At 62.1% G+C, this 26,581-nt stretch carries 29 protein-coding genes; 13 read left to right on the top strand and 16 right to left on the bottom strand.

Going from position 1 to position 26,581, the window contains the following annotated elements:
- Window positions 1-22: 22 nt before the first annotated feature.
- Together BLW62_RS04365 and BLW62_RS04360 are read right to left on the bottom strand one after the other, a co-directional pair.
- Window positions 23-823: a 5-formyltetrahydrofolate cyclo-ligase gene (locus tag BLW62_RS04365; protein ID WP_090506416.1), complete on the bottom strand. Its 801-nt coding sequence runs from the start codon at window positions 821-823 to the stop codon at window positions 23-25.
- Between the two features lie 103 nt (window positions 824-926).
- The gene (locus BLW62_RS04360) at window positions 927-1,586 is read right to left on the bottom strand and encodes a MogA/MoaB family molybdenum cofactor biosynthesis protein (protein WP_090505526.1); all 660 of its coding nucleotides are present in this window, start codon (window positions 1,584-1,586) and stop codon (window positions 927-929) included.
- A gap of 103 nt (window positions 1,587-1,689) precedes the next feature.
- Here BLW62_RS04360 and BLW62_RS04355 point away from each other — a divergent pair, with 103 nt between their 5' ends.
- Both BLW62_RS04355 and BLW62_RS04350 read left to right on the top strand, forming a co-directional pair.
- Window positions 1,690-2,715: a zinc-binding dehydrogenase gene (locus BLW62_RS04355; RefSeq protein ID WP_090505524.1), complete on the top strand. Its 1,026-nt coding sequence runs from the start codon at window positions 1,690-1,692 to the stop codon at window positions 2,713-2,715.
- 108 nt (window positions 2,716-2,823) lie between these two features.
- A complete protein-coding gene (locus BLW62_RS04350) occupies window positions 2,824-3,132 on the top strand; it encodes a DUF7977 family protein (RefSeq protein WP_090506415.1) in 309 nt (102 codons plus the stop codon).
- Window positions 3,133-3,152: 20 nt separating this feature from the next.
- Here BLW62_RS04350 and BLW62_RS04345 read toward each other — a convergent pair whose 3' ends face one another.
- The gene (locus BLW62_RS04345) at window positions 3,153-3,482 is read right to left on the bottom strand and encodes a DUF7853 family protein (RefSeq protein WP_090505523.1); all 330 of its coding nucleotides are present in this window, start codon (window positions 3,480-3,482) and stop codon (window positions 3,153-3,155) included.
- A 126-nt stretch (window positions 3,483-3,608) separates the two neighbouring features.
- Window positions 3,609-4,178 (bottom strand): NUDIX hydrolase, encoded by a 570-nt coding sequence (locus tag BLW62_RS04340; RefSeq protein ID WP_090505521.1) that lies wholly within the window; start codon window positions 4,176-4,178, stop codon window positions 3,609-3,611.
- Window positions 4,179-4,509: 331 nt separating this feature from the next.
- On the opposite strand from BLW62_RS04340, the gene BLW62_RS04335 reads away from it, so the two are divergent.
- Entirely contained in the window at window positions 4,510-5,628 is a 1,119-nt protein-coding gene (locus BLW62_RS04335) for a GNAT family N-acetyltransferase (protein WP_090505519.1), read from the top strand.
- A 39-nt stretch (window positions 5,629-5,667) separates the two neighbouring features.
- Here the strand turns inward: BLW62_RS04335 and BLW62_RS04330 are convergent, their stop codons facing one another.
- On the bottom strand, window positions 5,668-6,081 hold the full coding sequence (locus BLW62_RS04330) for an Lrp/AsnC family transcriptional regulator (RefSeq protein ID WP_090505517.1): 414 nt from the start codon (window positions 6,079-6,081) through the stop codon (window positions 5,668-5,670).
- 102 nt (window positions 6,082-6,183) lie between these two features.
- Between BLW62_RS04330 and carA the strand changes: the two genes are divergently transcribed.
- Window positions 6,184-7,260 carry a glutamine-hydrolyzing carbamoyl-phosphate synthase small subunit gene (carA, locus tag BLW62_RS04325; RefSeq protein ID WP_090505515.1) on the top strand — a complete coding sequence of 359 codons (1,077 nt, stop codon included), beginning with the start codon at window positions 6,184-6,186 and terminating at the stop codon, window positions 7,258-7,260.
- 171 nt (window positions 7,261-7,431) lie between these two features.
- Here carA and BLW62_RS04320 read toward each other — a convergent pair whose 3' ends face one another.
- Window positions 7,432-8,535 carry a hypothetical protein gene (locus BLW62_RS04320; RefSeq protein WP_090505514.1) on the bottom strand — a complete coding sequence of 368 codons (1,104 nt, stop codon included), beginning with the start codon at window positions 8,533-8,535 and terminating at the stop codon, window positions 7,432-7,434.
- A gap of 35 nt (window positions 8,536-8,570) precedes the next feature.
- Between BLW62_RS04320 and BLW62_RS18515 the strand changes: the two genes are divergently transcribed.
- Window positions 8,571-8,735 (top strand): hypothetical protein, encoded by a 165-nt coding sequence (locus tag BLW62_RS18515; protein ID WP_175459676.1) that lies wholly within the window; start codon window positions 8,571-8,573, stop codon window positions 8,733-8,735.
- A 364-nt stretch (window positions 8,736-9,099) separates the two neighbouring features.
- Here BLW62_RS18515 and purH read toward each other — a convergent pair whose 3' ends face one another.
- Complete coding sequence (gene purH, locus BLW62_RS04315) at window positions 9,100-10,737, bottom strand: bifunctional phosphoribosylaminoimidazolecarboxamide formyltransferase/IMP cyclohydrolase (protein WP_090505512.1); 1,638 nt, start codon at window positions 10,735-10,737, stop codon at window positions 9,100-9,102.
- Between the two features lie 177 nt (window positions 10,738-10,914).
- On the opposite strand from purH, the gene purB reads away from it, so the two are divergent.
- The 4 genes from purB (at window position 10,915) to BLW62_RS04295 (ending at window position 14,636) form a co-directional block, all read left to right on the top strand.
- The gene (gene purB / locus BLW62_RS04310) at window positions 10,915-12,300 is read left to right on the top strand and encodes an adenylosuccinate lyase (RefSeq protein ID WP_090505509.1); all 1,386 of its coding nucleotides are present in this window, start codon (window positions 10,915-10,917) and stop codon (window positions 12,298-12,300) included.
- Between the two features lie 119 nt (window positions 12,301-12,419).
- A complete protein-coding gene (nikR, locus tag BLW62_RS04305; RefSeq protein ID WP_076579348.1) occupies window positions 12,420-12,848 on the top strand; it encodes a nickel-responsive transcriptional regulator NikR in 429 nt (142 codons plus the stop codon).
- 149 nt (window positions 12,849-12,997) lie between these two features.
- Window positions 12,998-13,372 carry a cupin domain-containing protein gene (locus BLW62_RS04300; RefSeq protein WP_090505507.1) on the top strand — a complete coding sequence of 125 codons (375 nt, stop codon included), beginning with the start codon at window positions 12,998-13,000 and terminating at the stop codon, window positions 13,370-13,372.
- Between the two features lie 106 nt (window positions 13,373-13,478).
- Window positions 13,479-14,636 carry an acyl-CoA dehydrogenase family protein gene (locus BLW62_RS04295; RefSeq protein ID WP_090505505.1) on the top strand — a complete coding sequence of 386 codons (1,158 nt, stop codon included), beginning with the start codon at window positions 13,479-13,481 and terminating at the stop codon, window positions 14,634-14,636.
- Window positions 14,637-14,705: 69 nt separating this feature from the next.
- Here the strand turns inward: BLW62_RS04295 and BLW62_RS04290 are convergent, their stop codons facing one another.
- The gene (locus BLW62_RS04290) at window positions 14,706-15,281 is read right to left on the bottom strand and encodes a HalX domain-containing protein (protein WP_090505503.1); all 576 of its coding nucleotides are present in this window, start codon (window positions 15,279-15,281) and stop codon (window positions 14,706-14,708) included.
- A 196-nt stretch (window positions 15,282-15,477) separates the two neighbouring features.
- On the opposite strand from BLW62_RS04290, the gene BLW62_RS04285 reads away from it, so the two are divergent.
- Window positions 15,478-16,248 (top strand): CPBP family intramembrane glutamic endopeptidase, encoded by a 771-nt coding sequence (locus BLW62_RS04285; RefSeq protein ID WP_090505500.1) that lies wholly within the window; start codon window positions 15,478-15,480, stop codon window positions 16,246-16,248.
- A gap of 67 nt (window positions 16,249-16,315) precedes the next feature.
- Here the strand turns inward: BLW62_RS04285 and BLW62_RS04280 are convergent, their stop codons facing one another.
- The 7 genes from BLW62_RS04280 to dapA form a co-directional block, all read right to left on the bottom strand.
- Window positions 16,316-17,038: a DUF8173 domain-containing protein gene (locus BLW62_RS04280; protein ID WP_175459675.1), complete on the bottom strand. Its 723-nt coding sequence runs from the start codon at window positions 17,036-17,038 to the stop codon at window positions 16,316-16,318.
- 289 nt (window positions 17,039-17,327) lie between these two features.
- Window positions 17,328-18,536 (bottom strand): M20 family metallopeptidase, encoded by a 1,209-nt coding sequence (locus BLW62_RS04275; protein WP_090505496.1) that lies wholly within the window; start codon window positions 18,534-18,536, stop codon window positions 17,328-17,330.
- Window positions 18,533-19,363, bottom strand: a complete 831-nt coding sequence (gene dapF / locus BLW62_RS04270) for a diaminopimelate epimerase (RefSeq protein WP_090506414.1) — start codon at window positions 19,361-19,363, stop codon at window positions 18,533-18,535. The genes BLW62_RS04275 and dapF overlap by 4 nt, the downstream gene beginning before the upstream one ends.
- 4 nt (window positions 19,364-19,367) lie before the next feature.
- Window positions 19,368-20,741, bottom strand: a complete 1,374-nt coding sequence (lysA, locus tag BLW62_RS04265; RefSeq protein ID WP_090505494.1) for a diaminopimelate decarboxylase — start codon at window positions 20,739-20,741, stop codon at window positions 19,368-19,370.
- A 57-nt stretch (window positions 20,742-20,798) separates the two neighbouring features.
- The gene (locus BLW62_RS04260; RefSeq protein ID WP_090505493.1) at window positions 20,799-21,635 is read right to left on the bottom strand and encodes a 2,3,4,5-tetrahydropyridine-2,6-dicarboxylate N-succinyltransferase; all 837 of its coding nucleotides are present in this window, start codon (window positions 21,633-21,635) and stop codon (window positions 20,799-20,801) included.
- Window positions 21,632-22,399, bottom strand: a complete 768-nt coding sequence (dapB, locus tag BLW62_RS04255; RefSeq protein WP_090505491.1) for a 4-hydroxy-tetrahydrodipicolinate reductase — start codon at window positions 22,397-22,399, stop codon at window positions 21,632-21,634. Before dapB ends, BLW62_RS04260 begins: the two co-directional genes overlap by 4 nt.
- Entirely contained in the window at window positions 22,400-23,341 is a 942-nt protein-coding gene (dapA, locus tag BLW62_RS04250; RefSeq protein ID WP_090505489.1) for a 4-hydroxy-tetrahydrodipicolinate synthase, read from the bottom strand.
- 500 nt (window positions 23,342-23,841) lie between these two features.
- On the opposite strand from dapA, the gene BLW62_RS04245 reads away from it, so the two are divergent.
- Both BLW62_RS04245 and BLW62_RS04240 read left to right on the top strand, forming a co-directional pair.
- Window positions 23,842-24,666, top strand: coding sequence for a M48 family metallopeptidase (locus BLW62_RS04245; RefSeq protein ID WP_090505487.1), 825 nt, complete (start codon window positions 23,842-23,844; stop codon window positions 24,664-24,666).
- Between the two features lie 183 nt (window positions 24,667-24,849).
- Window positions 24,850-25,347, top strand: coding sequence for a LabA-like NYN domain-containing protein (locus BLW62_RS04240; RefSeq protein ID WP_076579306.1), 498 nt, complete (start codon window positions 24,850-24,852; stop codon window positions 25,345-25,347).
- A gap of 96 nt (window positions 25,348-25,443) precedes the next feature.
- On the opposite strand, the gene BLW62_RS18510 is transcribed toward BLW62_RS04240, so the two are convergent.
- Window positions 25,444-25,620 carry a hypothetical protein gene (locus tag BLW62_RS18510; RefSeq protein ID WP_175459674.1) on the bottom strand — a complete coding sequence of 59 codons (177 nt, stop codon included), beginning with the start codon at window positions 25,618-25,620 and terminating at the stop codon, window positions 25,444-25,446.
- A gap of 248 nt (window positions 25,621-25,868) precedes the next feature.
- Here BLW62_RS18510 and BLW62_RS04235 point away from each other — a divergent pair, with 248 nt between their 5' ends.
- Complete coding sequence (locus BLW62_RS04235) at window positions 25,869-26,360, top strand: PUA domain-containing protein (protein WP_090505485.1); 492 nt, start codon at window positions 25,869-25,871, stop codon at window positions 26,358-26,360.
- The last annotated feature ends 221 nt before the right edge of the window (window positions 26,361-26,581 follow it).

The following is a 26,581-nucleotide window of genomic DNA, read 5'->3' as shown; positions in this document are numbered from 1 at the left end:
GACGCATCGACTGCGCCGTCGACTAGTCGCCTGCGTCGCTGAGTCGCTCCAATACCGGAATCTCCTCGAGTCGCTGCGCCGAGAGGAGATCCCAGTCGATTCCAGACGGCTGCTCGGCACCGTCCGGTCGAATCGTTCGCTCGGGTGTGACGATCAGGTCCATCGAGACGTCGTGATCACCGAGCGAAACCGCGTCGTCGACTAGCTGTCGTTCGTGTACCGTCGTCGCAACCGTGGTCGTCTCGTCGACGAGGTCAAATTCGGCCAACAGCGCGAACTCGAGGTCGCTGTAGCCCTCGCCTTTGCCGATTCGACCGCCCTCGACGGACTCGTGGCTAGCGCTGCTTGCCGTCTCCGCCGCGTTGCGATCCACACTCACTGCCACGCTGCCGGAAACGATCAGGTCAATTTCTGGGACCGCTTCGGGACCGACTTGTTCGCCGTGTTCCGACGACCCCGAAACCGTCGTCGCCGCATCGTAGTCCTCGAGTTCGTCTGGGTCCAGTTTCAGGAAACACCGCTCGTCGGCGAGTCGTGGAACGGCCATGTAGACCGTCTTCCCGGCTTTCAGCGCGCGGCGTCGAACCGGGAGCTGTGGTGCGTCGGGGTTGGCTTTGATCGTCGATGCGTCTCGCCACGCCTGCTGCTCGGCGAGTCGCTCCGCTGCCTCGTCCGCACCGTCGAAGTTCGGAATCCGACCGTGGGGCGGAAATGGGAATCTGGCCGTTCCGCTCTCCTCGAGGTCGTCCCAGACGCGTTCGCGAATCGATTCTTTGTCGCTCGGTTCCACCGGCTCAGTCGACGGCGTCTCAGTGTCGTCCATCGTTGCCTCGGTTTCGTCTGTGGTTGGCTCGGTCTCGTCCGTGGTTGCCTCGGTCTTGTCCGTATTCAGGTCTGTCTCGTCCATCTTGCTGGTCTCCGTTCTGTTAGTGCTCTCCGTTCTCGTGGTCGGTCGTTTCCGCGTCGGCGTTGTCGGTGTCGACTGCACCGTTTGCGTCCGCGCCCTCGTCGTCACTCGTCCACCGCGTTTCCTCGAGTTCCTCGCGGGCGAGGCTGACGAGGTGGGTCACTTCGGGGAGGATGATCTCCTCGGCTCCGAGGCGGGCCGCGTCTTCGTCTCCGGGGAGACAAAAGACTGGAACACCGTCGGCAACGCCCGCGAGCGGTCGTGCAGCGATCACTCGAGTCCCGACGTTGTCGAACGAGAGGCTGGTAAAGACGTCCGCGAACGCGGGGAGTTCCTTCCCGAGAAGCGGTCGGATCGCTTCGATGGCGATATCGTCGGGTTCGACGCTCGTCGCACCGGCCGTAACGACGATATCGACGTCGTCACGGTCGATCAATCGAGAGACGGTGCCCTGGACGCGATCGAGGTCGGCACCGACGTGCTCTCGCGTCGCCACCTCGTGTCCACCTTTCTTGAGCGCCGTTACGATGGCACCGCCAGCGGCGTCGGACTCGAGCGTTCGATCGGTCGAAATCGTCACGACACCGGCACAGAGTTGCGGATCGTCTGCGTTCTCGGCGTTACGTGTTCCGCGTCCGTGCTGGCTCTCCTCACGTCGACTCGAGTCCGAATCGGCCATGAACGTGGTTCGACGGGCCGGCGGGTAAAACCTGCTCACTGGGAGATTTGATTCGGAGACGGAGCCCAACTGTTATGGACGGCGTTTGCGTCTGTGTACGCGTATGCAGGCAGTCACAATCACCGAACACGGCGACACCGATGTCATCGACTACGGGGACCATCCTGACCCCGAAATCGGCCGCACCGACGTGCTGGTCGACGTGAAAGCGGCGGCGCTCAATCACCTCGACATCTGGACGCGACGCGGAATGCCCGGATTGGACCTCGAGATGCCCCACATTCCGGGCAGCGACGGCGCGGGAATCGTCGAGGAGGTCGGTGAGGACGTCACTCGATTCGAGGCGGGCGATCGCGTCGCCCTCTCGGCTGGCTGTGGCGACTTGCGGATGGACGACCCGACGCTCGACCCACACTACTACATTATCGGCGAGCACGTGCCCGGCATTCACGCCGAGTACGCCGCGATTCCCGAGGAGAACCTGATTCCCGTTCCCGAGCACGTCGACTGGGAGGTCGCCGGCTCGAGTTGTCTCGTCTTCCAGACGGCCTGGCGCATGCTAATCGAACGCGCCGACCTCGAGGCTGGCGAGAAGGTCCTCGTCCTTGGAGCCAGCGGCGGCGTCGGCCACGCAGCCCTCCAGATTGCCGACCACGCGGGCGCGGAAGTGTATGCAACGGGCAGCACCGAGGAGAAACTCGAGTACGCGAAAGAACACGGCGCAGATCACGTCTGCAATTACGAGGAGGAGAACTTCGCGGAGTGGGTGCAAGCGGAGACCGACGGCCGCGGGGTCGACGTCGTCGTCGAGCACGTCGGCGCGCCGACGTGGCAGGACTCACTTGCGAGCCTGACGAAGGGCGGGCGACTCGTCACCTGCGGCGGCACTGGCGGCGGTGCCCCCGAGACGGACATCCCGCGGATCTTCTGGAACCAACTCGAGATCATCGGGTCGACGATGGCCACGCCCGATCAGGTTGACGACGTGATGGAACTCGTCTGGGACGGCACGTTCGAGCCCGCGATTCGTGAGGAACTGCCGATGAGCGAGTCCGCACGCGCTCACGAAATCATCGAGAACCGAGAAGGCTTCGGCAAGGTCGTCGTCCGGCCGGATAGCGAACTGTAGCTCCCGCCCCCACTCCACGTCGCGGCGCGTTTTTCTCCGCACTGACGAACCGTGAATTGTGAGCCGTGAACCGTGAGGGCTTTGACCACGGACTCGAAACACTCGAGTGTGAGTTCGAGCGACGACGGCGGCTACGTTCACGACCCGGGCGCGTTCGACGAGGACGGAACGCGAACAGCGTCGCCTGAGGACGACGACTGGGTTCGGAACCCGGACCATCCCGAGGCGGCCGACCGGGAATTCGACTGGCGAGGGTGGACCGTCGTCGGTATGATCGTCCTCGCGTTTATCGTCGCCCCGGTGGCGATCACGTTCTGGCCGCCGGGCGTCGGCTATCGCTTCGCACTCTTGACCTTGCCACTGTTCCCGGCGTTTTTCCTCGCCGTCACCGCAGTGTGGGCGACGACGCGTCCGTAACCGAACGAAAAACTCGGTCGTTATTGGGGTGGCGATTCGCGTGACTCGAGGCGAGTTTCGAGTCGCTCGACGACGGCCGATCCGTGGACGATATCGTCTTCTGGAGTGTCCACACGCGCGAGGTACGACGTCAGTCGGTCGACGAGTGTCTGGGCCTGATAGACGGTAAATACTGTCGTCTCACCGGCCGTTTCGAGCGTCTCGAGTGCCTCGAGCGTCCACTCGGCAGGTGATTCGTCGTCGTCGATCGCCCCGTCGATTTCGTTCGCGAGGACACTGTGGACGACCCACTGTTCGTCTCTGGAGAGCGTCACTTCGTGCGTTTCTGTTTCCGGTTGTGGAGAACTCATTACGTCACACGGACCGATTTCGTCGGCCCTTGGGCGACGCTACGAACGGCGTTGTAATAAACCTTGTCGCGTGTTACCGTGCGTCGCTTGCCGGAGTCGGGTGATTCGCCGTGGTCGTCAACCCGATCACTCGCCGCGAACGTCTCGTCGCATCGCGATTTCGAACCACGGACAGAGCCTGAGCTGACGATACCACGATGGATTGGCGTGAAGTCGCTCGTAGGGAACCCACATGAGGCCCGCAACCTCCGCTTCGTTCGGCTCGAGCGTGCGATCCGTGAGCGTCAGTTTCAACACTGCACAGACTTCGTGTTCGACGCCGGCGTCCTCGAAGTATCGTTTGTACTCGAAGCGGTCGGTGAGTCGCAGGTCGTCGTACTGCTCGGGTATGATTCCCAGTTCGTCCTCGAGTCGTTCTCGCGTGGCTTCTTCCTGACTCTGACCCTCGACGGGGTGGGAGGCGACGGTTCCGTCCCAGTACGTCCCCCAGAGGCGTTTCTCGGGTGCTCGTTGGGCGAGCAGGACGTTTCCGTCGCCGTCGAACACGAGCGAGGTAAACGCTCGATGGCGAACGCCATCGCCGGTGTGGGCATCGAGTCGGTTGACGGTCTCGAGTGCGGTGTCATCTGGGTCGACAGCGATTACGTCCTGGTTCGCGTTTTCGTGTGGACGTTCGTCGTCCGGTGGTGTGGTCATATTCGCATCATTCTGGAGCGGTGTGAAACCAGTGTCGTCTCTTTACGAGTGATTGGCACTTCTCACGGTCGAACGTCACCCATTCACACGATTTCCCGACCGAGAACACTGTTTCAGGGTAGTAATCTTCCCGTACGTCGTCGCGTTCGATACACGTGCAGTTGTTCGCATCGGTGACCGTCCGATAATCAATCGTTTTCGAGCGCTGATAATGGCGTGGTACTGGATCCCACGTACGTGACTGATACGGACGGTTGTGCTCGTTGATGTGTGTCTGTAGGCTAAAATAACTTAACCCGCTTCTGCCCGGAGAGAACTCGATAGACAACAGATGGCCCAGCACGCTAGTGGAAGTACGCACTCGAAACGCGACGAAACGACTGGGAGAACCGTCCAGACGATGACGGACGACCAATCGGGCCTGACGGTAAACGTCATCGACACGGTGGCGATGAAAGATCGGTCCCGATGGAACGACCTCGTCGAGCGTTCCGAACTCGGAACGGTGTTCCATCGCTACGAGTGGCTCCAGGCCGTCGAAAACGCGCTCAACTATCCGGCCAGACACATCGTGGTCGAGAAGGATACGAATCCGATCGGTCTCTTTCCGAATTTCGTCGCCGAGATACCGAAAACACCGTTTTACCGACTCACGTCGATCTATCCCGGATTCGGTGGCCCCTTGATGACGACCGACGTCACCGAGTCGCTCTCGACCGTCCTCGACGTAGTCCCCCAACTCTGTGACAACCGAACGATCGTCCACGAGATTAGGGCCTGCAACACGAACTTCCTCCGGTACAACGACTTCCTCGAGGCCGAGGGCTACGACTCGAGTCGCGTCGGTGGCCGCTTCGTCGTGAACCTCGAGAAAGGCTACGACACGATTTTCGAGGAGATGGACAGCTCTAAGCGGCGGGCGATCAGACGTGGGCGGGAAACCGACCACGAAATCGTCGAGGCAGATCTCTCACAGGTCAATCTGGAGCGCTTCTACAAGAAGTACGAACAGCACATGAAAAGCGTCGGTGGGATCGTCTACCCCTTCGAGTTCTTCGAGGAACTCGCCGCTATGGAGGATCGGATTTTGCTGTTGATGCTCTACGTCGAGGGCGAGTACGCCGGCGGCTTCCTCGAACTACTCAACGACGAACAGGACGTCGTCCACGGCTTCTTCGCCGGCGTCCCCTCCGAGTCATTCCAGTATCACGCCTCGGAACTGCTCTACGACTACTTATTCCAGTGGGCAATCGACGAGGGCTACGAAAAGTACGACTTCGGCGGTGGCGGTGCGGATTTCGAAGACGGTGCGTTCCAGTTCAAAGAGGAGTTCGGCGGCGAACTCGTCCCGAACATCTATTGGGAACGGGGCACTGGACCGACCTGGAAACTCGTCGAAACCGGGAGATCGCTGTACAACCGATACAACCGGGAGACGGACTCGAGTTGAAACTCGACGACGGAACGAGTGACTCCACGAACGCCGGCCTCAACCGAGTTGTTTCTCGAGGATTAGTCGCGTTTTCGTGCTCACGACCTCCTCTTGATCGCGGGCTTTGGTGATCAGGTCGTTGACCCCGCGCGTGTCCGCCGCGTCGACGACGAGCACGATGTCCTGTTCCCCCGAAACCATCCAGACGAGGTCGACTTCTTCCCACTCGGCCATCCGCTCGGAGACGGCCTTGGTATCGACATCGACTGCCACGCTGATCTCGAGCATCGCCTGTACGTTGCCCGTCCGCGTGGTAATCGTAAACCGTTCGATGACGTCGTCGTCCATCATTCCTTCGACGCGGTTGCGGACAGTCCCCTCGCTCGTTCCGACCTCGTCGGCGATTTCGGTGTATGGCGTTCGCGCGTCTCGCCGGAGCATATCGAGGATCTGTCGGTCCAGATCGTCCATGGAGATGCGAACCTACGATCGACCCCCATTTACCGATTACGAATTTCGTAACTCAGCTTCGAAGACAACACTTATGATGGTCGATCCAATACGTAGATCGTAATGACAGCTGCCTACGTTGCACTGGAGGGTGGCCACGTACTCGAGGCGCGTGGTCGTGCTCCGGGAACGGCTCGTGGCGAACTCGTTTTCACGACGGCGTACACCGGATACGAAGAAAGTCTCACCGATCCATCCTACGAGGAGCAGATCCTGACCTTCTCGTACCCACTGATCGGGAACTACGGCGTCCGAGAGGAACGATTCGAGTCCGACCGCGTCCACCCACGAGCCGTCCTCGCGAAGGAACTCACCGAGGACGTCGCCGACTGGCTCGCGAGCGAGGGCGTTCCGGCAGTCGACCGTCTCGACACCCGAGACGTCGTCACCGACATCCGCGACAGCGGCGCGATGAAGTGCGGAATCGCCGTCGGCGAGGACGTCACCGAAGAAGATGCACTCGCCGAACTCGAGGCCTGTAAGGCCATGAGCGAGCACACGGAGATCGGCGAACAGGTCAGCGTCGACGAACAGACGACCTACGGAGCGGACAACGACGGCGAGACCGTCGCACTGGTCGACTGCGGTGCGAAGGGATCGATCGTCGACTCGCTGCTCGCTCGCAACGCGACGGTTCACGTCCTCCCACACGACGCGAGCGCCCACGATGTCGACGCGCTCGAGCCGGACGTGCTCTTCATCTCGAACGGCCCCGGCGATCCGGCGAACTACGAGAACGCGATCGACCTCGTCCAGAACTTCGCCGAAGAGACGCCCGTCGCCGGCATCTGCCTCGGCCAGCAGATCGTCGCCGAAGCCCTCGGCGGCGCCACTGAAAAGATGACCTTCGGTCACCGCGGCGTCAACCAACCCGTCCTCGACTTAGAGTCCGGGCAGGTCGTCATGACGACCCAGAACCACGGCTACACCGTCGCCGAACCCGGTGACCACCTCGAGGTCACCCAGATCAACGTCAACGATGACACGCCGGAAGGCCTCGACGGCGTCGACTACGACATCATCACGCGTCAGTACCACCCCGAAGCCAACCCCGGCCCAGAGGACACCCTCGACTTCTTCGACGACGTCCTCGCGATGGCCGACGCTCGAGCGACGACTGCCGTTCCCGCCGACGACTGACGCCGACCTGCGGATTTCGAAATTTGTACTTCGTTTTCTGGCAATCCGTTTCCCTGACCTGGGTTAGTCCAGTCTACGCACAGATCGCCACTCTCACGGAGCGCTTCGCCCGAAGAACTGTGCTCCTCGTTTCGCACTCGACCGAGAAGCCGAGGAATCGGCGACTCGATTTTAGGGTGCGTCGAACGGCATGTATTCGCCCTCGTAGGCGGGCGCACCGGTCTCGAGGCGAACGTCGACGAAGAAGTGTTGGCTGTCGAACGTCGAATCTGTCTCGGGTTCCTCGTCGACCGCCGTGCGAAGTTCTTCGCCATCGCTGTAGAGGTAGAGCGTCTCTCCCTCGGACACGGTCTGATCGAGGATACCGTCGAGGGATCGATCGGTATGGAGGTGAACGAACGAACCCTCCGGAATCGTTTCACCCGCTTCCATCGTCAGTGCGACCGCCGACTCGTCATCCGTCAGCTCGATCGTCATTTCGACTGCATCCTCGAGTCCTTCGTCGAGCCACTCCGGCTCCCCGAGATCGGTCTCACCGAGGTTCTCGACCGTTATCGCCTCGGTTGACACTGCCATTTGATCACCGGTCGCCCCTTCCAGTTCGTACTCGTACTCGACGAGGCCGTCCGTCGATACCGTGGCGCTTGCATCGAACGCGTCGTACTCGTCGAAGTATTCGAGGTCTCGAAGCGACTCCTCGTCGGTCAGTTCAGCCGACTCGAACACCACGCCCGGCGTATCGTCGCTGTCATCGAGTTCGGTCGCATCGAACGATGCGGCGTTCACCATCGCGTCGAGCATGGCGATTCCATCTGCGTCGTCGGCGATCTCGTGTAGGTGCTCGCTCACCAGATACCGAACGTTCGACCCGTCGTCACTGCGGAGGAGAACGGGATTCTCCTCGCTCATCGAATCGATCCACATTTCCTGGGCTGTCCCTCCCTGCTCAGTCGACAGTAGCGCTTGGTCTCCCTCTATTTCGGCAGTCTCTACCGAGGGATCCGACTCGTGATCGCCCATTTCGAACGTCGACTCTCGAGTCACCGTCACTGATTCGGCTTCCGAAAGATAGTCTTGCTGTACGCTCGCTAGATTACTGTCGAACCCGTCCTCGTCTACCCCTTCCGGATAATCGAATGTCTCGATCGTCAGTTCATCCCCGTCACCGTCGTCGGTGTCATCGGTCCCGTTCTCCGACTCTTCGCTCGTTTCGCTACAACCGGCCAGCGCCGCTAGGACGGCGACGGACGTTCCGAGTACCGTTCTTCGTTGCATCTATTTTGACATTCTCCCAAATCTATATAATTTATATGGCCTCTTCCCGGCTGTACAGCTTAGATTCTGGATCTGAATCAGCGGGACTCGTTCTGTTGCTCGTCTGGCCAGCCCGACTCGACGCGGCGGGACGGCGAGCGTGGGAGGAACGGCACCTCCCCGAGTCGTTCGGGGACGCGTTCGCCGCGGCCGACGAGTAGTTCGTTGCGGGACCGAGCGGCGCGGCCGGACTGGTTCGGTGATTGGAGAGAACGCCCAGTGGTCGCTAACGGACTGCTATCCGCAAACACCAACGTGGGATCGGCCGTTTCTGCTTGCGTTCGGTCACACTCTTCGAAACAGATCGACCAAAAAACCCGCTCGCTCGCCCGTTCGCTCGTGGAAGTTCAGTCGTGACGGAACGACCGCTGGCCCGTAAACGCGGCATCCACCTTTTTCCGCTCGGATTCGCTTCGCTCACCCTCGCGCAAAAATCTGTTTGGCGAGAGCATCGCTCTCGCTGACCTTCGCTTACTCCGTTCGCGAAGAGTCCAAAAAGCTGCTCACTCACTTCGTTCGCAGCTGTTAATCGTGACGGAACGACCGCTGGCCCGTAAACGCCATCGCAATATCGTGTTCGTCTGCCGCCTCGATCACGTCGTCGTCGTTGACCGACCCGCCGGGCTGGACGACGGCCTCGATACCAGCCTTCGCAGCCTCTTCGATCCCGTCCGGGAACGGGAAGAACGCATCCGAGGCCATGACCGCACCCTCGGCGTCCTTGCCTTCGGCGTGTTCGTCCGCTTTCATCGCCGCGAGGCGAACCGCGTCGACTCGAGAGACTTGTCCCATCCCGACGCCGACCGTCTCCGTTCCGTCTGCGAAGAGGATGCCGTTCGATTTCACGTGTTTGAGCGTCTGCCAGGCGAAGACCATCGACTCGAGTTCCTCGTCGCTTGGCTCGCGCTCGGTGACGACCTCGAGGTCGTCGACCGAAATTGACTGCAGGTCGCGTTCCTGAACGAGTCGGCCGCCGACGAGGGGCTTCTCGGTAAAGCGTTCCGTGCGCTCACCTAACTCGCCAACATCGAGTACTCGGAGATTGTCTTTCTCGAAGAGCACCTCGAGGGCGTCGTCGGTGTACCCGGGTGCGACGACGACCTCTTTAAAGGAGTCGATGACCAATTCGGCAGTTTTGGCGTCACACTCCCGATTGAGCGCGACGATGCCGCCGAAGGCGCTCATCGGATCCGTCGAGAGGGCCTTCTCGTAGGCCTCGGCCAGGTTGTCCGCCGTAGCACAGCCTGCGGGGTTGGTGTGTTTGATGACTGCCGCTGCGGGCTCGTCGAACTCTTTGATCAGGTTCAGTGCGCCGTCAGCGTCGTTGTAGTTGTTGTAACTGAGCGCCTTTGCGCCCTCGTTCAACTGATCGGCGTGGACGACGCTGGCCTCGTCGGTGGTGTAGTCTGCGTAGACCGCGGCGTCCTGATGTGGGTTTTCGCCGTATCGGAGCGTATCCGCTCGGTCGTCGGAGACGAGGCGTCGGGCTGGGAGGCCGTCGTGGTCGTCTGCGTCCGTGCTCGCTACGTCGGCGTCGACGGTGACCTCTCCTGTGGCCGTATGAACATCTACAGCGCCCTCGGCGAACCACTTCACCGCCCGCGGGTACGCGCGGAACTCGCCTTCGTAGAGGACCCGCTCCTTCAGACTCTCCTCGTCGTCACCCTCGTAGACCGGAATCGGCTCCTGCGTGACGATCGGGCCGGCGTCGACCTCGCTCTCGAGAATTTCCCCAGCTGCGTCCGTTGCGTCGGTGACGACGTGGACCGTACAACCCGTCACGGAGACGTTCGCCTCGAGTGCGTCGCCCCAGGCGTCCATGCCGGGGAACGCGGGCAGCAAGGAGGGGTGAACGTTCAGCGTCGTTGGAGCCTCCGAAAGGAACGTCTCCGAGAGGATCCGCATGTAGCCGTCGAGACAGACGAGGTCGAAGTCGTACCCCGAGAGGGCCTCGAGGACGGCCTCTTCGTGGGTCGCTCGATCCATCCCGTCCTCGACCGGGACGACTTCGGTCGGAATATCGCGCTCGGCGGCGGCCTCGAGCACCGGCGCGTCGTCATTGTTCGTGAGGACGACGGCGAGGTCGGCTCCTCCCGGTCGTCGGTCGGCGATGTTCAACAGGTTGCGCCCTCGGTTGCCGGCCATCCCGGCGATTCGCGTCATATGCTGATGCCCGCCCGCGAGGGGCAAAGTGGTTGCGGTCTCGTTGACTGGAGTATACACGAATATGCATTTCTACGGCAGTATTTCCGACGACAATGCTCGAGATATGCACGCTCGTGGCCCTGTCCGGGGTCGACTTCGACACCCTTTTGCACTGTCTGGGAAAAGCATTCCAGCATGACCGAAACCGACGCCCTGTACGCCGTTTCGCCACTCGACGGCCGCTACGGCAGCCGGACTGCGCCACTGTCGCCGTACGTCAGCGAGGCCGCGCTCATGCGTGCACGCGTCCGCGTCGAAGTCGAGTACCTGTTCGCACTCGCCGACGTAGCGGCGACGCCACTCGAGATCGACGCCGACGAACGCGACCAGCTTCGAGGCCTGTACGAACACTTCGCGGAGGAAGACGCACGATTGATCAAGACGCTCGAGACGGAGGGCTACGCCGAGTTCGAGGCGACCAATCACGACGTCAAAGCCGTCGAGTACTTCATCCGCCATCGGCTGGCCGAGGACAGCGACGCCTCGGCGTGGATCCACTTCGGGTTGACCAGCGAGGACGTGAACAACTTGGCACATCGACTGCTCGTCCGCGATGCAGTCGACGAAGTACTCCTCCCGGCGCTGTACGACGTTCGAGATTGGCTCGCTGAGATGGCACAGAACTACCGCGACCTCCCGATGCTCGCACGAACTCACGGTCAGCCCGCGACGCCGACGACCTTCGGCAAGGAGATGGCCGTCTACGCCGCCCGATTGGGTCGCACGACGGGTCGTATTCGGCAGGCGACGGACGAACTCCGCGGGAAACTCGGCGGTGCGTCGGGGACGTACGCTGCCCACCACGCCGCGTACCCGGACGTCGACTGGCCGGCATTCGCCGAAGAGTTCGTGACGGATCTCGGACTCGAGTTCGAATCGCTCACGACGCAGGTCAACCCCTGTGACGACCTCGCGGCCGTTTTCGACGCCTTCCGCGGGGCGAACGACGTGCTCCTCGATCTCGATCTGGATATGTGGCTCTACGTCTCGGATCGCTACCTCGGACAGGAGGCCGTCGAGGGTGAAACGGGCTCCTCGACGATGCCCCACAAGGTTAACCCGATCGACTTCGAGAACAGCGAGGGCAACCTCTCGAAGGCGAACTCGGATCTCACCTTCCTCGCCGACTACATCACGACCTCGAGACTCCAGCGGGATCTCTCCGATTCGACGGTCAAGCGAAATATCGGCGCGGCCTTCGCTCACTGTTTGATCGGCTACCGCAAAACCGAATCCGGTCTCGAGAAGGTCGTCCCGACCGAAGCCGTCATGCGCGACGACCTCGAGTCGACGCCCGAAATCATCGGCGAGGCCGTCCAGACGATCCTCCGCCGGGAAGGCCAAGAAGACGCCTACGAGAAGGTCAAAGCCGTCACGCGCGGAAAGGACGTTACGCTCGAGGACTTCCGTGACATGTTCGACGAACTCGCGGTCGACGAAGACGTTCGCAAGGAACTCCACGCGCTGACGCCGACGGGCTATACGGGGGTTGCGGACGAGTTGGTCGACGAGATCGAATAGTACTCGCCTCTTCATCGGCCGTTTCGCCGGATTTCGTTCTTCAAACCGCAGGGCTCGCCGTCGTCAGGCGCGCCCTCGAGATGATAAGGATTATTATTCTAAGGCGGCTGAGTTATTACATGGCAGTCGTCAGCGTCTCGATGCCGGACGAACTTCTCGAGCGACTCGATCAGTTTGCAGATGACCACGGCTACACCGGCCGCAGCGAAGTCGTCAGAGAGGCGTCTCGAAACCTCCTCGGCGAGTTCGAGGACACCCGTCTCGAGGAACGCGAACTGATGGGAATCGTCACCGTGCTCTTCGATTACGAAACCACGAGCGTCGAAGAGCGGATGATGCACCTTCGACACGAACACGAGGATCTCGTCGCCTCGAACTTCCACAGCCACGTCGGCGACCACTACTGCATGGAACTGTTCGTCCTCGAGGGCGAACTCGAGGATATCTCGACGTTCGTCGGGAAAATTCGAGCGACGAAGGACGCGTTGACGGTCGACTATTCGGTAATCCCGGTCGACAGTTTCGATCCGATTTCTCAGGACGGGTGACGGTCAGCGGTTCGAGTACTCTCGGCGTTCTGCGTTACTACCCCATCATTACGATGTCGCGCCGAGCGGTGAAACTGATGGGGGTGAGACGTTCTCGCGAATCGTCCCGGAACGCGTAGTTTTACTGGGGTCCCGCCCAATGTGTACACATGACCTATCGGAAAGTGAACTACGAGGATGTCGATCAGGTCTCGAGTGCGATGCACTTCCTGAGCGATCCGCTCGAGACCGAGCAGGTCGGCGTGACGGTCGCACGGTGTGATCCGGGCTGGAACAGCAAACCACACGACCACACCGACAACGAGCACGAGGAGGTGTACGTCCTGATCGAGGGCGCTGCGACCGTCGTCGTCGACGACGAACCGGTCGAGATGGAGACCGGCGATGCACTCTGGCTTCCGCCGGAATCGACGCGTCAGATTCGAAACGGCGACGAAGAGAGCGCGTTCGTCCTCGTCAGCGCGCCCAGTATCGGTGACGAAAACGGCGACGACGAGCGACTGCTCTCCGGATTCGCCGGGTGAGCGGGTGACCTCTCGGCCGCTCGAGGCCGAGGACAACCTCGTACTTCCGTTCGGACTTGCACTGTTGTGGTGTGACTATTTCTGACACACTATCGTGTAGTGATGCATGGAGTTACTCGAGGACAGTGTCGTCCCGGAGCACGCACGCGACGTCAAAGCCGAAGCCCGCGAGTTCGCGCGTGAACACATCGAACCCAACGCACAGGAGCACTTTCAGGAGGGAACGTATCCGGAGGAGATCCTCGAGGCGGGCCAGGAGGCGGGTCTCGTTGCACAGGATATTCCGGAAGCATGGGGTGGACGCGGGTTCGACCTCCCCCAACTGCTCGCACTGACGGAGGAGTTCTATCGGGCGGACGCGGGCATCGCGTTGACGCTCCAACTGGCGAGTTTCGGCTGTGAGATCACGTACGAACACGGCACCGACGAACAGTGCGAGGAGTTCGTTCGCCCGGTTGCCGAGGGGGAGATGCGTTCGGGGCTCGCGGTTTCAGAGCCCGACACCGGCAGCGACCTCACGGGTATGGAGACCACCGCGGAACGAGACGGCGAGGAGTACGTCCTCAACGGCGAGAAGTACTGGATCGGAAACGGCGTCGAAGCGGACTGGGTCACCCTCTACGCGCGGACGGACGACGACGAGACCAACCGCTACGGCAACCACTCGCTGTTCATCGTTCCGACCGATACCGACGGGTACGACGCCGAGCACATCCCCGAGAAGATGGCGATGCGCGCCTCGAAGCAGGCTCACATCGAACTCGAGGACTGTCGTATCCCCGCGGAAAACCTAATCGGTGCGGAAGGTGCGGGCTTCTGGCTGCTCGCCGAATTCTTCAATCACGGCCGTATCGTCGTCTCGGCACACGGCCTGGGATTGGGAGCGGCAGCGATCGAGGAAACTTGGGCGTTCGTCCACGACCGCGAGCAGTTCGGCCGGTCGATCAGCGACTTTCAGGCGGTCCAACACGGCCTCGCGGAGATGTTGATGGCCTTCGAACGCGCTCGAGCACTCACCTGGCGTGCCTGCCGGAAGGTCGAGAATGGCGACGACGTGGGATACTGGGCGGCGTTGTCGAAGACGAACGCGACGGAGATGGCGGTCGACGTCGCCGAACGAGGCATGCAGTTTCACGGTGGGCGGTCGATACTCGACGAGCGCCGAATCGCTCGCGTCTATCGCGACGTGCGCATTCCAGTCATCTACGAGGGATCGAACGAAATCCAGCGAAACCTGATCTACGGGCAGGCACCGAGGAGCTAAACAGCGCCAGCGAACGAGACGAACGTTTCGGTATCAGGTTGGGAAAACGAGCGAAGCGAACGGAACCCGTTAGTTTTCGGATGAGATGTCCCGGAAGACGCCGACGAACTCGTCGTGATCTCGAAGGCTCGAGACGGTCGCGTCGGTCTGTTCCTCGAGTTCTTCGACGCGTGTACAGAGCGTCTGATATTCTTCGTTACCGTCCAGTTCTGAAGCGGGTTTTTTTGACTCAAGTAGCGCTTTCTTCGAGACGAGCGTGTAGTACGTCTGCATATCCGACTCGTAGGTAGCACGTTGTGTGACGTGATCGACCGCGGTGAGGAGTTCCGTTTGTGAGATGGGTTTGACCAAGTAGTCGTCGAAGCCCATTTCGATGATGTCGAAGTCGGGATCGACCGCCGTCGCCATGACGACGCGTGCGTCGTATCCGCCGTCTCGAATCGTTTCGAGGACATCCTCGCCGGTTTGATCCGGCATCCGACGGTCTAACAGAACGATTTCGATGGACGCCGTGAGCCTCTCGAGGGCTGTTTCGCCGTTGTAGGCCGTCTCGACGGACCATCCGTCTTGTTGAAGCCACTCGGTGTACAGATCGGCAAGTCGATTCTCGTCGTCGACGACGAGGATGTCTGGTTTGGTGCTCACTTACTTTCCCCTCGGTTCGTCTCATCCATCACAGTCATGATCAATGAATTCTTTCCCTGTATGATAAAACTCGCGACTATCCACGGAAATACATATTTACACCAACCAGTCTATGAAAATACGTTGTTCATAGACACCAATCAACACGCACTCCGGATCTCGAACCTATTTTTACCGGAGGTGTGAACGGACAGGTATGGCCTCGAGCAGGCGTTCGACGGCGATCTCTCACCGACTTCGCGTGCTGGGGCTCTGTTTCGCTCTCGCGATCGGTGGCTGGCTGACCGGATTCGCCGCGACGCTGGGTGTCGAACTCCACGTCCTCGCCGCTGGCTACGATATTCGGGCGATTATGCAGATCGGCTCGTCGGTCGCGTTCAACGTCGTCGGCGCTGCTGGGGTCGCGCTCACGTACCTCATCGTCCGTCGAAACGGGTTCGACCTGCCGTTCGTCCTCGAGTTTCTTCGAATTCGTAAGCCGACGATCTGGGACATGCTGTGGATCGCCGTCGGGCTGTGGGGGGCGTTTGCCGTCGTCATGGGGTATCAGGTGTTCATCGAGTTCGTCGATCCGTTTGGAACGGGTGGTGAGGGCGAGACACACTCGTCGATCGAAGACGGGCGGCAGTACCCGTCGCTCTTCTTGGTCGCCATCCCGATCGCCCTCTTTCTGACCGGCCCTGGCGAAGAACTGCTCTATCGCGGCGTCGTTCAGTCACGTCTCGGCGAGGCGTTCCCGTCGTCGCTCGCCGTTCTCCTCTCGTCGCTCGTCTTCGCAGCCGTCCACCTCCCGGTGTACATGGGCGAGGAGTTCGGTGCCGTACTCGTCAGTCTCGGCACGGTGTTCGCACTCGGACTCTACCTCGGTATCCTCTACGAACTCTCCGATACCCTCGTCGTCCCCGCACTCATTCACGGCGGATACAACGCCCTCGTCTACTACTCGAACTACGTCACGTACGCCTGAGAACTCGTCCGACGCTCGTTCCCCCGATCGAGTTCGCTCCCCGACTCGAGGTGCCGGCGTTCCCCTCCTACAGCTCTCGTTCGTCCCGAATTGAATCGTCGCCACAAGTGTCGTCGAGACCTGCGGAGGTCGTTTCAGCCCACCGTGGCTGGTCGACCAATTCGGCTCTCGAGGTTCGATCCTCGTTTGGTTCGTCGAACAGCCGTTGCTCAAGGTCGGTGCGCTGGCGAAGAATCGCTCCGATTGCGACGGTCGCGAGCCCCATCGCGACGAGGGCCCCCAGAATCGGAATCAGTTGACTCGATGCGAGGCCGAGTGCGCCGACGAAGAGCGCCCACCCGAGCGACGGCTCGCCGCCGGTGGCGGTCTCGAGGAGGTGGTGACTCACGGCGAGCGCACCGAGCGTTGCGCCGAAGGCCAACAGGAGTCCCCAGAAGAACAGGCCGGGAAGTGAGACGATCCCGGCCAACGCCACGAGACTCGCGTGTTCGTACACCGTCGTGACGATCAACGGGGAGGAAACGACGACCAGAACGCCGAAGAAGCCCAGAAACCCGATCGTGAACGTTCGATCGGGGTGCAAACCGATTTCAGCACTGACCGAGCGCGTGAACGATGGCGTACCGACGACCAACACGGCACCGAGGACCCCAGCGATGACGACTACGGCGAGACTAAACACGACTGGCTGCGGGAGGTCGATACCCGCAACGAAGAGTAGCCGTGTAAGACTCGAGACGGTCGTCGAAGCTGTCTGCTCGAACGACACGCTGGCGGCAACTGGAAACACGAGTGTGCCCTATTCCTTCGGCAGTATCGACAAAAAACGATCGAAACGAGGGGCTGTGAGTGACCGCTGGGGACGCCCGTTTTCCAGTCAGCGACCAACACCGCTTTGAGCGGGCACGTTCAACGCTCTCGTATGAGCGAGGCGTTACTCGAGTACCTCTTCCCCGAAATCGCGACCATCGCCCTCTTTACGATCGCTATTCTGGGGATGATCGCGCTATTGTACATTTCGACGCAGTGGGACGAGTGAGACGAGTGAGACGAGGTAGTGAAGTCCTCTAACAATCGAGTCACTCGAGAACCGTCTGTAGCGTCTCCTCGAGTGCGCGTGCGGCCTCGCGGACGGCTTCGACTCGGACGTACTCTCGAGGAGCGTGGGCGACGGCACCGTTCTCGTCGGCGAGCACGCCGGGTCCGAAGACGACCGTCGGCGCGTCCTGTGCGAAGTACGACGCCTCCGTCGCCGCCGAAAACGGTCGGACGTTACCGCCCGCGGCGTCGGCGAGCACGTCGACGATCCGTGCGTCGGGGTCGGTATCCCACGCCTCGAGGAACGGTGTCGGTCGGTCGGTAAAGTGGAACTCGACGCCGACTCCCGTCGGAACCGCAGCCTCGAGTTGGTCCGTCAACGCGGCGTGGAAGTCCTCCGCCGTTTCGGGCGGGACGCTTCGTCGGTCGACCGTCAGCGCGCAGTCGGCGGGCACTTGATTGGTCGCCTCACCACCGGATACGACGGTCGGCGTGAGCGTCGCCCCACCGAGTTGGGGGTGCGTCGGCGGGGCGTCGTCGCGCTCGTCGAACGTCCGGATCGTCTCGAGGACGGGTTCGAGGGCAGCGACGGCGTTGATCCCGGTTTCGGGTTCGGCGGCGTGGGCGTTCGCACCCGTCAGGTGAATCGTTCCCTGAAACCGACCTTTCGCTGCCGTACAGACGTCGAGGTCGGTCGGTTCGCCGACGATCACGGCGTCGGCGTCTCGCGTCGGCGAGTTCGCACTCGAGACCAGTTCGTACGCGCCGATCGAAAGCACCTCCTCGTCGGGCGTGATCGCGAGTGTCACGCGGCCGGCCCCACTCGAGAGGTCGACCGCGAAGAAGGCCGCGAGCATGGCGGCGAGGGGTCCCTTCGCGTCACAGGAGCCACGGCCACAGATGATCTCGCCGTCAGTTTCGGGGTATCCATCGCTTCCGTCGATCTCCCGCTCGAACGGGACGTGGGGCGAGACGGTGTCGATGTGCGTGTTCAATACGACGTGCGTGTCCGCATCGACCTGGCCTCGCGTCGCGAGGACGTTTCCGTGCTCGTCGACGTGTGGGTCGACGCCGTTTGCCTCGAGCGTCTCACACAGCAACTCCCGCATCGGTCCGATATCCTCGTGGGAGGGGTGTTGTACGGCCGTCTCGAGGAACGAAACGGGGTCGAACGCGGGGGACGGAGTGTCGGCGCTGCCCGTCGACTCGCTCTCGGCCGGAGCCGTTCCGGATGGGTCGTCTCTGCTCACAGTTCTGTCGGGGACTCGATGGCAACTTCGCCGTCGAATTCGTGCTCGACGGGGCCGGTTAGCGTGGCGTTCCCGCGATCGTTGAAACTCACTCGCAGGTGGCCACCCGGTGGGTGCACGTCGACCGGATCGGCGTCGGTCCGCCCGAGGCGGCGAGCGACGACGGCGATGCCGACCGCGCCGGTTCCACAGGAATCGGTTTCGGCCTCGACGCCTCGCTCGTAGGATCGCTGGTCGAAGCCGCCTTCTCCGTCGGGACTCGCAATCGTCACGTTCGTCCCGGCCGGGAACTCGTCACCGTAGCGAATCGGCGGCGCGACCGTCTCGAGGTCGACGTCGTCGACGTCGTCGACGAAGGCGACAGCGTGGGGGACGCCGGTGTTGACCATCGTCACCTCGAGGCCTTCGATCTCCTGCTCGAAAACGGGTTCGTCGGCTCTGACGGGCACGTCTTTCGGATCGAACGTCGGCGTCCCCATCTCGATGGTAATGTCGCCGTCGGTGCGATCAGCCCGGAGCGTACCCGCTTGGGTGTCGATCATGACGCTGTCCGCGCCGGTTCGACGCATGGCCCACTCGGCGGCACAGCGCGCGCCGTTGCCACACATCGGGGCCGTCGCGCCGTCGGGTTGGACGAGCGTCATGACGACGCGTGGCGGAGAGAACCGTTCCTCGAGTGCGAGATAGAGGATACCGTCGGCACCGACGCCCTCCTCGCGGTCGCACTCGCGTTCGGCGAGCGCACCGCGGTTGGAGACGTACTCGTCCGCAGGAATGATTAGAAAGTCGTTGCCGGTGCCGTGGTACTTCTGGAATGGGACAGTCATCGTGCTATCGTGTGTCGTGCTCGGCATGAGTCTCGTGGTTCGCGCTCGGTTCGGAATCGCGGGCCTCCCGCTCGAGACGAGTTACGTCTTCGAGCGTCTCGCGTTGGCGGACGAGTCGAACGTCCTCGCCCTCGAGGACGATCGATGCAGGCCGTGGTCGTGAGTTGTACTGGTTCGCCATTTCGTAGCCGTAGGCCCCCGCGTTGCCGATCGCGAGCACGTCCGTGCGCTCACTTACGGGTAAGTGACGGTTCTCACAGAAAACGTCTCCGCTCTCACAAATCGGGCCGGCGATAGTCTGTGCGACCGTTTCGCGGCCTCCTCCATTGTCGCTCGCGCCGTATTGCTCGCCTTCGATGGCGGCCGTCAGGTTCCGAATCGGATGGTAGGCGTCGTACATCGCGGGTCGCAAGAGTGCCGTCATGCCGGCGTCGACGCCGACCGCGAGGGTATCACGGGCCTCCTTGACGGTGTTGACCGCCGTCAGGAGGACGCCCGCGTCCGCGACGAAGTACCGGCCGGGTTCGATCGTCAGCCTGGCGTCGACGTCGCCGAGTGCGTCGCGGGTCGCGTCGCCGACTGCCTCGAGATCCAGTGGCTGGTCTTCCTCGCGGTAAGGAACGCCGAAGCCACCGCCGACGTCGACGAACTCGAGGCCGCCGTCGCCCTCGAGCGCCTTGTTCACGTCTCGAGCGAGGTCACCCATCCGCGAGACGAACTCGCGGTGGTCGTCGAGTTGATCGCTCGAGACGCCGGAGCCGACGTGGGCGTGGATGCCGACGACGTCGAAGCCTCGGCTGGCGGCGTCGGCGAGGACGTCGACGGCGCGCTCCGCCGGGACGCCGAACTTCGCGGCAGCGCCGGTCTGAACCTTCTCGTGGTGACCCGCGCCGATACCGGGGTTGACTCGCAAGCAGAGTCGGCCGTCGTAGCCCCGTTCCTCGAGACGGTCGATGGTGTCCTCGGCACCGACGGTGATCGTCAGGTCTGGGTACTCTTCCCAGGCGTCGACGACCCACTCGAGGTCGCGTGCTGGCGGGTTGACCGCGGTGTAGTGGACGTTCGCGCCCGTCGCGCCGTTCCCGGCCACAGATTCGCTGGCCGCGAGCGCGCGTTCGACTTCGCCGGCGGAGGCACACTCGAGGCCCGCCCCCTCCGCACGAAGCGTCTCGAGAACGTCACCAAGCGCGTTCGCTTTCACCGCGTAGAGGATTTCGGCGTCGGGAAACGCCGACTCGAGGCGACGATAGTTCTCGCGGACGCGCTCGAGGTCGAGGACGTAAAGCGGCGAGCCGTAGTCCTGGGCGAGGGACTCGAGACGCGTCGGGTCCCAGTCGGCGAGGCGGCGGATCGGCGGCGACTCCACGAGCGCAGTCATCGTTTTGGCAAAGTGATCGTGTTGATTCAAACGTTTGGATTCGATGCGTCGACGTCGCTATTCGCGCAGCGCGTCCTCGCGCTCGGTCGCCTCGAGGGTCTCCGTCTCGAGGTCAGTGGCGACGACGGCGGGCTTGTAGGCGCCGCCCTCGAAGAGGTCGTGGTCGCTGATCGAGGACTCGACGAATCGGGTGAACGCCCGACGGTTCGCGGGCAGTTCGCCGTAGACGACCTCCTCTTCGACGAGGTCGTAGACGGGAATACGCGGCGTGAGCAGCGTGTTTTCGCCGACGACGCTGTTCTCGCCGACGACGAAGCCGGAGGTGACCCGACAGCCAGCGCCGAGGGAGACGTTGTCCTCGACGATGACGGGGGCGTTCTCGACTGGCTCGAGGACGCCGCCGATGAGGGTGTTCGCGCCGAGTTTGACGTTCTCCCCGATCTGTGCACAGGAGCCGACCGTGTCACAGGAGTCGACGAGCGTGCCGTCGCCGACGTGTGCGCCGATGTTGACGAACGCCGGACTCATCAGGATGCAGTCCGAGCCGATGTGGGCTCCCTGACGGACGACGGTGCCGTCCGGCGTGTTTCGGCTGCCGCGCTCGCCATACTCACTCGAGTCCGCGAGGGGCAGGACGTCGTTGTACGTGACGCTGCCGTGTTCGTACTGGCCGATCGAGCGCAGCCCGAAGTTGAGCAAGATACCCTGCTTGACCCACTCGTTGGCTTCCCAGGTGTTACCCTGCTTTTCGGCCGCGCGAGCGTCGCCCGCCTCGAGCGCCTCGAGGAACGCCTCGAGCGTCGCATAGGCGTCTTCGTCGGCCGAATCGGCGTCGATCTCGTCGTCCTGATACCGGCTCCACAGCTCCGAAATATCGCGTTCGAGCGTGCTCATTCGTTGATCACGTCCGCAAACTCGTAGCGACCTGCCTTTTGTCCAGCGATCCACACCGCAGCGTCGACTGCGCCAGCGGCGAAGACGCCGCGATCCTCGGCGCGGTGAGTGAGACGAACCTCCTCGTGGTTGCCCGCGAGGACGACCTCGTGTTCGCCCGTGACGTTTCCTGCGCGGAGCGCGTGGACGCCGATTTCTCCCGTTTCGCGGGGATCGTCTCCCTCGCGGCCGTGCGTGCGCTCGGTGAACTCGCCGTTCGACTCGATCTCTTCGAGCAACCGATTCGCGGTGCCACTCGGGGCGTCGCGCTTCGCGTTGTGGTGGGTCTCGACGAGTTCCACGTCGTAGCCCGGAAGATTCTGGACAGCCTCGCCGACGACGTTCAAGAGTGCCTGTACGCCGCGGGCGAAATTCGGCGCGTGAAGTACGGGGATGTCGGTGCTCGCCTCCTCGAGCGCGCCTTCTTGGGCGTCGCTAAAGCCCGTCGTCCCGGTGACGAACGCGACGTCGGCGGCCGCACAGGTCTCGAGGTACTCGATGGCCGACTCGGGACCGGTGAAGTCGACGACAGTGGTTGGCTCGCGCTCGTCGACGAGGGAGCCGAACTCGCTCGCTGGCTCGATTTCGACGCCCGCGACCGTCTCGCCGTCGGGCTCACGGTTGACCGCGAAGACGACTTCGCACTCTGGGTGGTCGCCGACGGCGTCGATGACTTCACGGCCCATCCGGCCGGTTGCGCCGGTGACGCCGACCCGCGCCGTCATTTACTCACCCTCCGCGGCGGGCTCGACGCTGGAGTCGTCTGCCGTCGCGGGCGCGGTCGTCTCGAGGTCGTCGAGGACGGCCTCGAGGTCGTCGCGATACTCTTCGGAGAGTCGGCTGAGGGGTGAACGCATCCGGGCGGGTCCATAGCCGCGGATCTCCATCGCTTCCTTGACCGGAATGGGGTTGGTCTCGACGAAGAGTTCGCGAAAGAGGTCGCCGAGTTCGTGGTGAATTTTCTGTGCCCGTGCATAATCCCCGTCGAGTGCGGCACCGACCATCGCACAGGTTAGTTCGGGTTCGACGTTCGCGGCGACGCTGATCGTTCCGGTTCCGCCGACCGAAATCGTGGGGAGCGTGAGCGCGTCGTCACCCGAGAGGACGGCGAAGTCCTCGTCCATCGTCCGCTCTGCAATTTCGCCGATCTGGCCGAGGTCGCCGCTGGCGGCCTTGTAGCCCGCGATGTTCTCGTGGCTCGCCAGTTCGACGGCGGTGTCGGGTTCGATGTTCTGGCCCGTTCGCGAGGGGACGTTGTAGACGATCTGTGGGAGGTCGACCGCGTCCGCGATCGTTTGGAAGTGTTCGACCAGCCCGCGCTGTTCTGGCTTGTTGTAGTACGGCGAGATGAGAAGCAGTCCGTCTGCGCCGGCTTCGGCGGCACGCTCTGATAGTTCGAGCGCCTCGCGGGTGTTGTTCGAACCCGTGCCCGCGATGACCGGGACGTCTTCGACGGCGTCGATGACGTTCTCGACGACGCGAACGTGTTCGTCGTGAGTCAGCGTCGCCGATTCGCCAGTCGAGCCGACGGGGACTAAGCCGTCGACGCCCGCGGTCTCGAGTCGCTGCGCGTCGGTCTGGAGGGTTTCGAAGTCGATCCGTTCGTCCTCGTCGAAGGGCGTACACATCGCCGGAAAGACGCCCGTGAAGTCGATATCTCGTGTCATTGGTGGTGTCGTATGCTGGTTGGATAGCGGTTACTTGGTTATGGGTGATGTACGTCTCGGTTGGGGTCGAATACGGTTTCAACCCGAGTTCGTCTGGAACGTACCCGGGACAGGGGCGCTACGCCCGCCTCGAGCACTCTCAGACGCGTTTTTTCAGAATACGAAGGGTCGCAACGCTCGTGGATACGCTGGTCGATTCGTGAGCGAGGCGACGCATATCAGGCCGGTTCACCCCGAACGAACTTATCGGTTGTGAATTCCACGATCGTTCCTGTCACTCATCCCTCGCCTTCACTGGATCGACTGTTCGTTGGTTCGTTCGTTCCCCTCGACGATCCGCGGCCCACTCGAGTAGCTACTCGAGTCAAACTCGTCCGTCGATCCGACCGTGAGACGTTTGTGATAGGACTGAGCGGTTCGCTTCGTGCTCGTCGAATGTGTGCCACCGGATAGCATCACGTTTCGCGATATTTATGCCGCCAGGTTACGTATTCTCGTCTATGACAGACTTCGGACTGAAGCTACGGATGTTCGTCGTCGGCTCGATGCTGGCGGCGCTGTACCTGTTCGTCGGAGCCGTCGGACTGGCGTTCTTGGGTACGGGGGCCTGGCCGATCGTCCTGTTGTTGTTGGTGACGTTCCCGTTCCTCCAGTACAAACTCGGGACCTGGGCCGCTACCAGAAAAGCTCAGGAGATGCCCGAAGAGGGCCAGTACGCAGATATTCACCGGATGACTGAGTCACTCTCCCGTGACATGGGTATCAAGAAGCCCAAACTGATGGTCCAGCAGATGGGGGTCCCGAACGCCTTCGCGACCGGCCGCAAGGGCAACGGCGTCGTCGTCGTCAGCGAGGAGCTCATCCGGCTACTCGACCGCGACGAACTCGAGGGCGTCGTCGCCCACGAACTCGCCCACATCAAGAACCGTGACGTGCTCATGATGACGGTCGGTAGCTCCATCGGGATGATGGTCGGTTACGCCGTCTACTTCGTCTACGTGTTCGCCGGCGAGGACAACCCCGGCGGCTTCATCGTGGGCATGGTGCTCTCGATGATTGCCCAGATGCTCGTGACGATCCTCGTGATGGCTATCTCGCGCTACCGAGAGTACGTCGCCGACGACGACGCTCGCCAGTACATCGGTAGCGGTGACCCGCTCGCGCGAGCCCTCGAAAAGATCTCGCAGGGCGCAGAAAACCGCGAGTCGACCATCGACGACGGTCAGGCCGCGCTCTGTATCTTCAACTCCGAGCGCGGACTGCTCGAGACGGTGTTCGCGACCCACCCTCCAACCGAAAAGCGCATTCAGAAGCTCCGTAGCTGAACGTCGCGGACAATTCGATACCGTCGGCTCTTTTGCAGACGTCGATACGTTAACAGTGTTGCCGACCCCCTCGAGTGCCACCTCTGGAGGGGGGGTCGACATCATCTCGCTTCCCTCGAAACGCGCCGTCTCTCCCCGTCGAAACGCCGCGACTTTTTAACGGTGGCCGATTCAGTATAGCATATGACGGAAATCCATCCCGGTCAGCGCGTCGCGGTTCTCGTCGACGCCCAGAACCTCTATCACACCGCACAGAGCATCCACAGCCGCAACATCGACTACTCCGCGCTCCTCGAGAAGGCCGTCCAGGACCGCGAACTTACTCGAGCGATTTCATACGTCATTCGCGCGGACGCACCGGAAGAGGAGAGTTTCTTCGAGGCTCTGGTCGATATCGGCTTCGAGCCGAAGATTAAGGAGATCAAGACGTTTTCCGACGGCACGAAGAAGGCCGACTGGGACGTCGGCATGAGTCTCGACGCGGTGACGCTCGCGAACCACGTCGATACGATCGTCCTCTGTACGGGTGATGGCGATTTCTCGCGGCTGTGTTCGCACCTGCGCCACGAGGGCGTCCGTGTCGAAGTGATGGCCTTCGAGTCCTCGACGGCAGAAGACCTCATCGCCGCGGCCGATTCGTTTCTCGACCTCGGCGACCGTCATGAAACGTTCCTCCTGTAGGTCGAGTTCGTCCGCTCAGCCGATTGCGTGACACTCGCGGATTTCGTATCTCGCGGATTTCGTCTCAATTCTTCTCGCGGCCTTGCTCGAGGAAGATCAGTTCGGGTACTGGTTGCGTCCCACGCCAACCAGGAGTGCGTATCCCGTCACACACAGCGTCGCGGCCGTCAATAGATAGGTTACCGGGCCAGAGACGAGCGTCGCCGGACCAGCCAGCGTTAGCCCCCCGAGAACGAGCAGTGCCGTTCCGAGGCCGATTTGCGTGGCGTCCATGAGATAATGGAACTTTCGGATCGAGTCTTATAACCTTCACCATATCCATAATATGACGCTATTTTCTCTGGGAGCCACTGCACATCGGTGCACACCTGCTTGCCAGACGGTTCGACGATCGGTGTCTGATTCGATTCAGTTGGCGATAGTTGACTCTGAGACGACAGGCCACGGCCTTCGCGAGAACGGATACTGAGACGAAACTCGAGGTCGAAGGGCTTTCGACCGCTCGGAAGAAGAGGTGGGTAATGAGCGACGGAGCCACCGAGGGCGGATTGGCCGGCGTGTCCGAACTCCGAACGATCGCGGACTACCAGTTCGGGGCGGGCGCGGGGTCGGCCCTCTTTCCGCGCGAGGAGTCGGTGACGGTCAAACGAACGAATTCTGGACGGCCCCAGCAGGTCCACGCCGACGGCGGGCGACTCGTCTCCTTCGGCATCGACGGCCGGTTCACCCTCGGACTCGAGGGCGGGCGACGACTACACGAGGCGCTCGAGTTCCCGGCCTATCGCGTCATCGTCGACGACGAGAGCGAACCGTTCGTCCGCGACGAGAAGAACGTCTTCGCGAAGTTCGTCCTCGAGGCGGGTCCCGACATTCGTCCCGGTGACGAGGTCCTCGTCGTCCACGAGCGCGGCGAACTCATCGCCGTCGGGACGGCCGACCTCGCCGCCGAGGGAATCGAGGACTTCGAGACGGGGATGGCAGTTCGCGTGCGCGAAGGCGTGCCCGCGGAGTGAGACCCACGGAGTGAGTCAAAATCAAAATTCGCGGAGAGAGTCCACATCGACGGCCGGGAGCGGGGCTCGAGCACTGCGAGAGCCCCGCGACCCGGGGAAGGGCAGGCTGTTTACCGATACTTACCGCGAACGAACGAAGTGAGCGAGCGGGCCGACGACCGATGTGAAGACTCCGAAGGAGTCGAAACGGAGGGAGGAGTGCTTTTCATCGAAGCTAAGCG

Origin of the sequence: Natronorubrum sediminis (assembly GCF_900108095.1) — an archaeon.
GTDB lineage: Archaea > Halobacteriota > Halobacteria > Halobacteriales > Natrialbaceae > Natronorubrum > Natronorubrum sediminis.
This window is presented reverse-complemented; position numbering and strand designations above follow the sequence as displayed.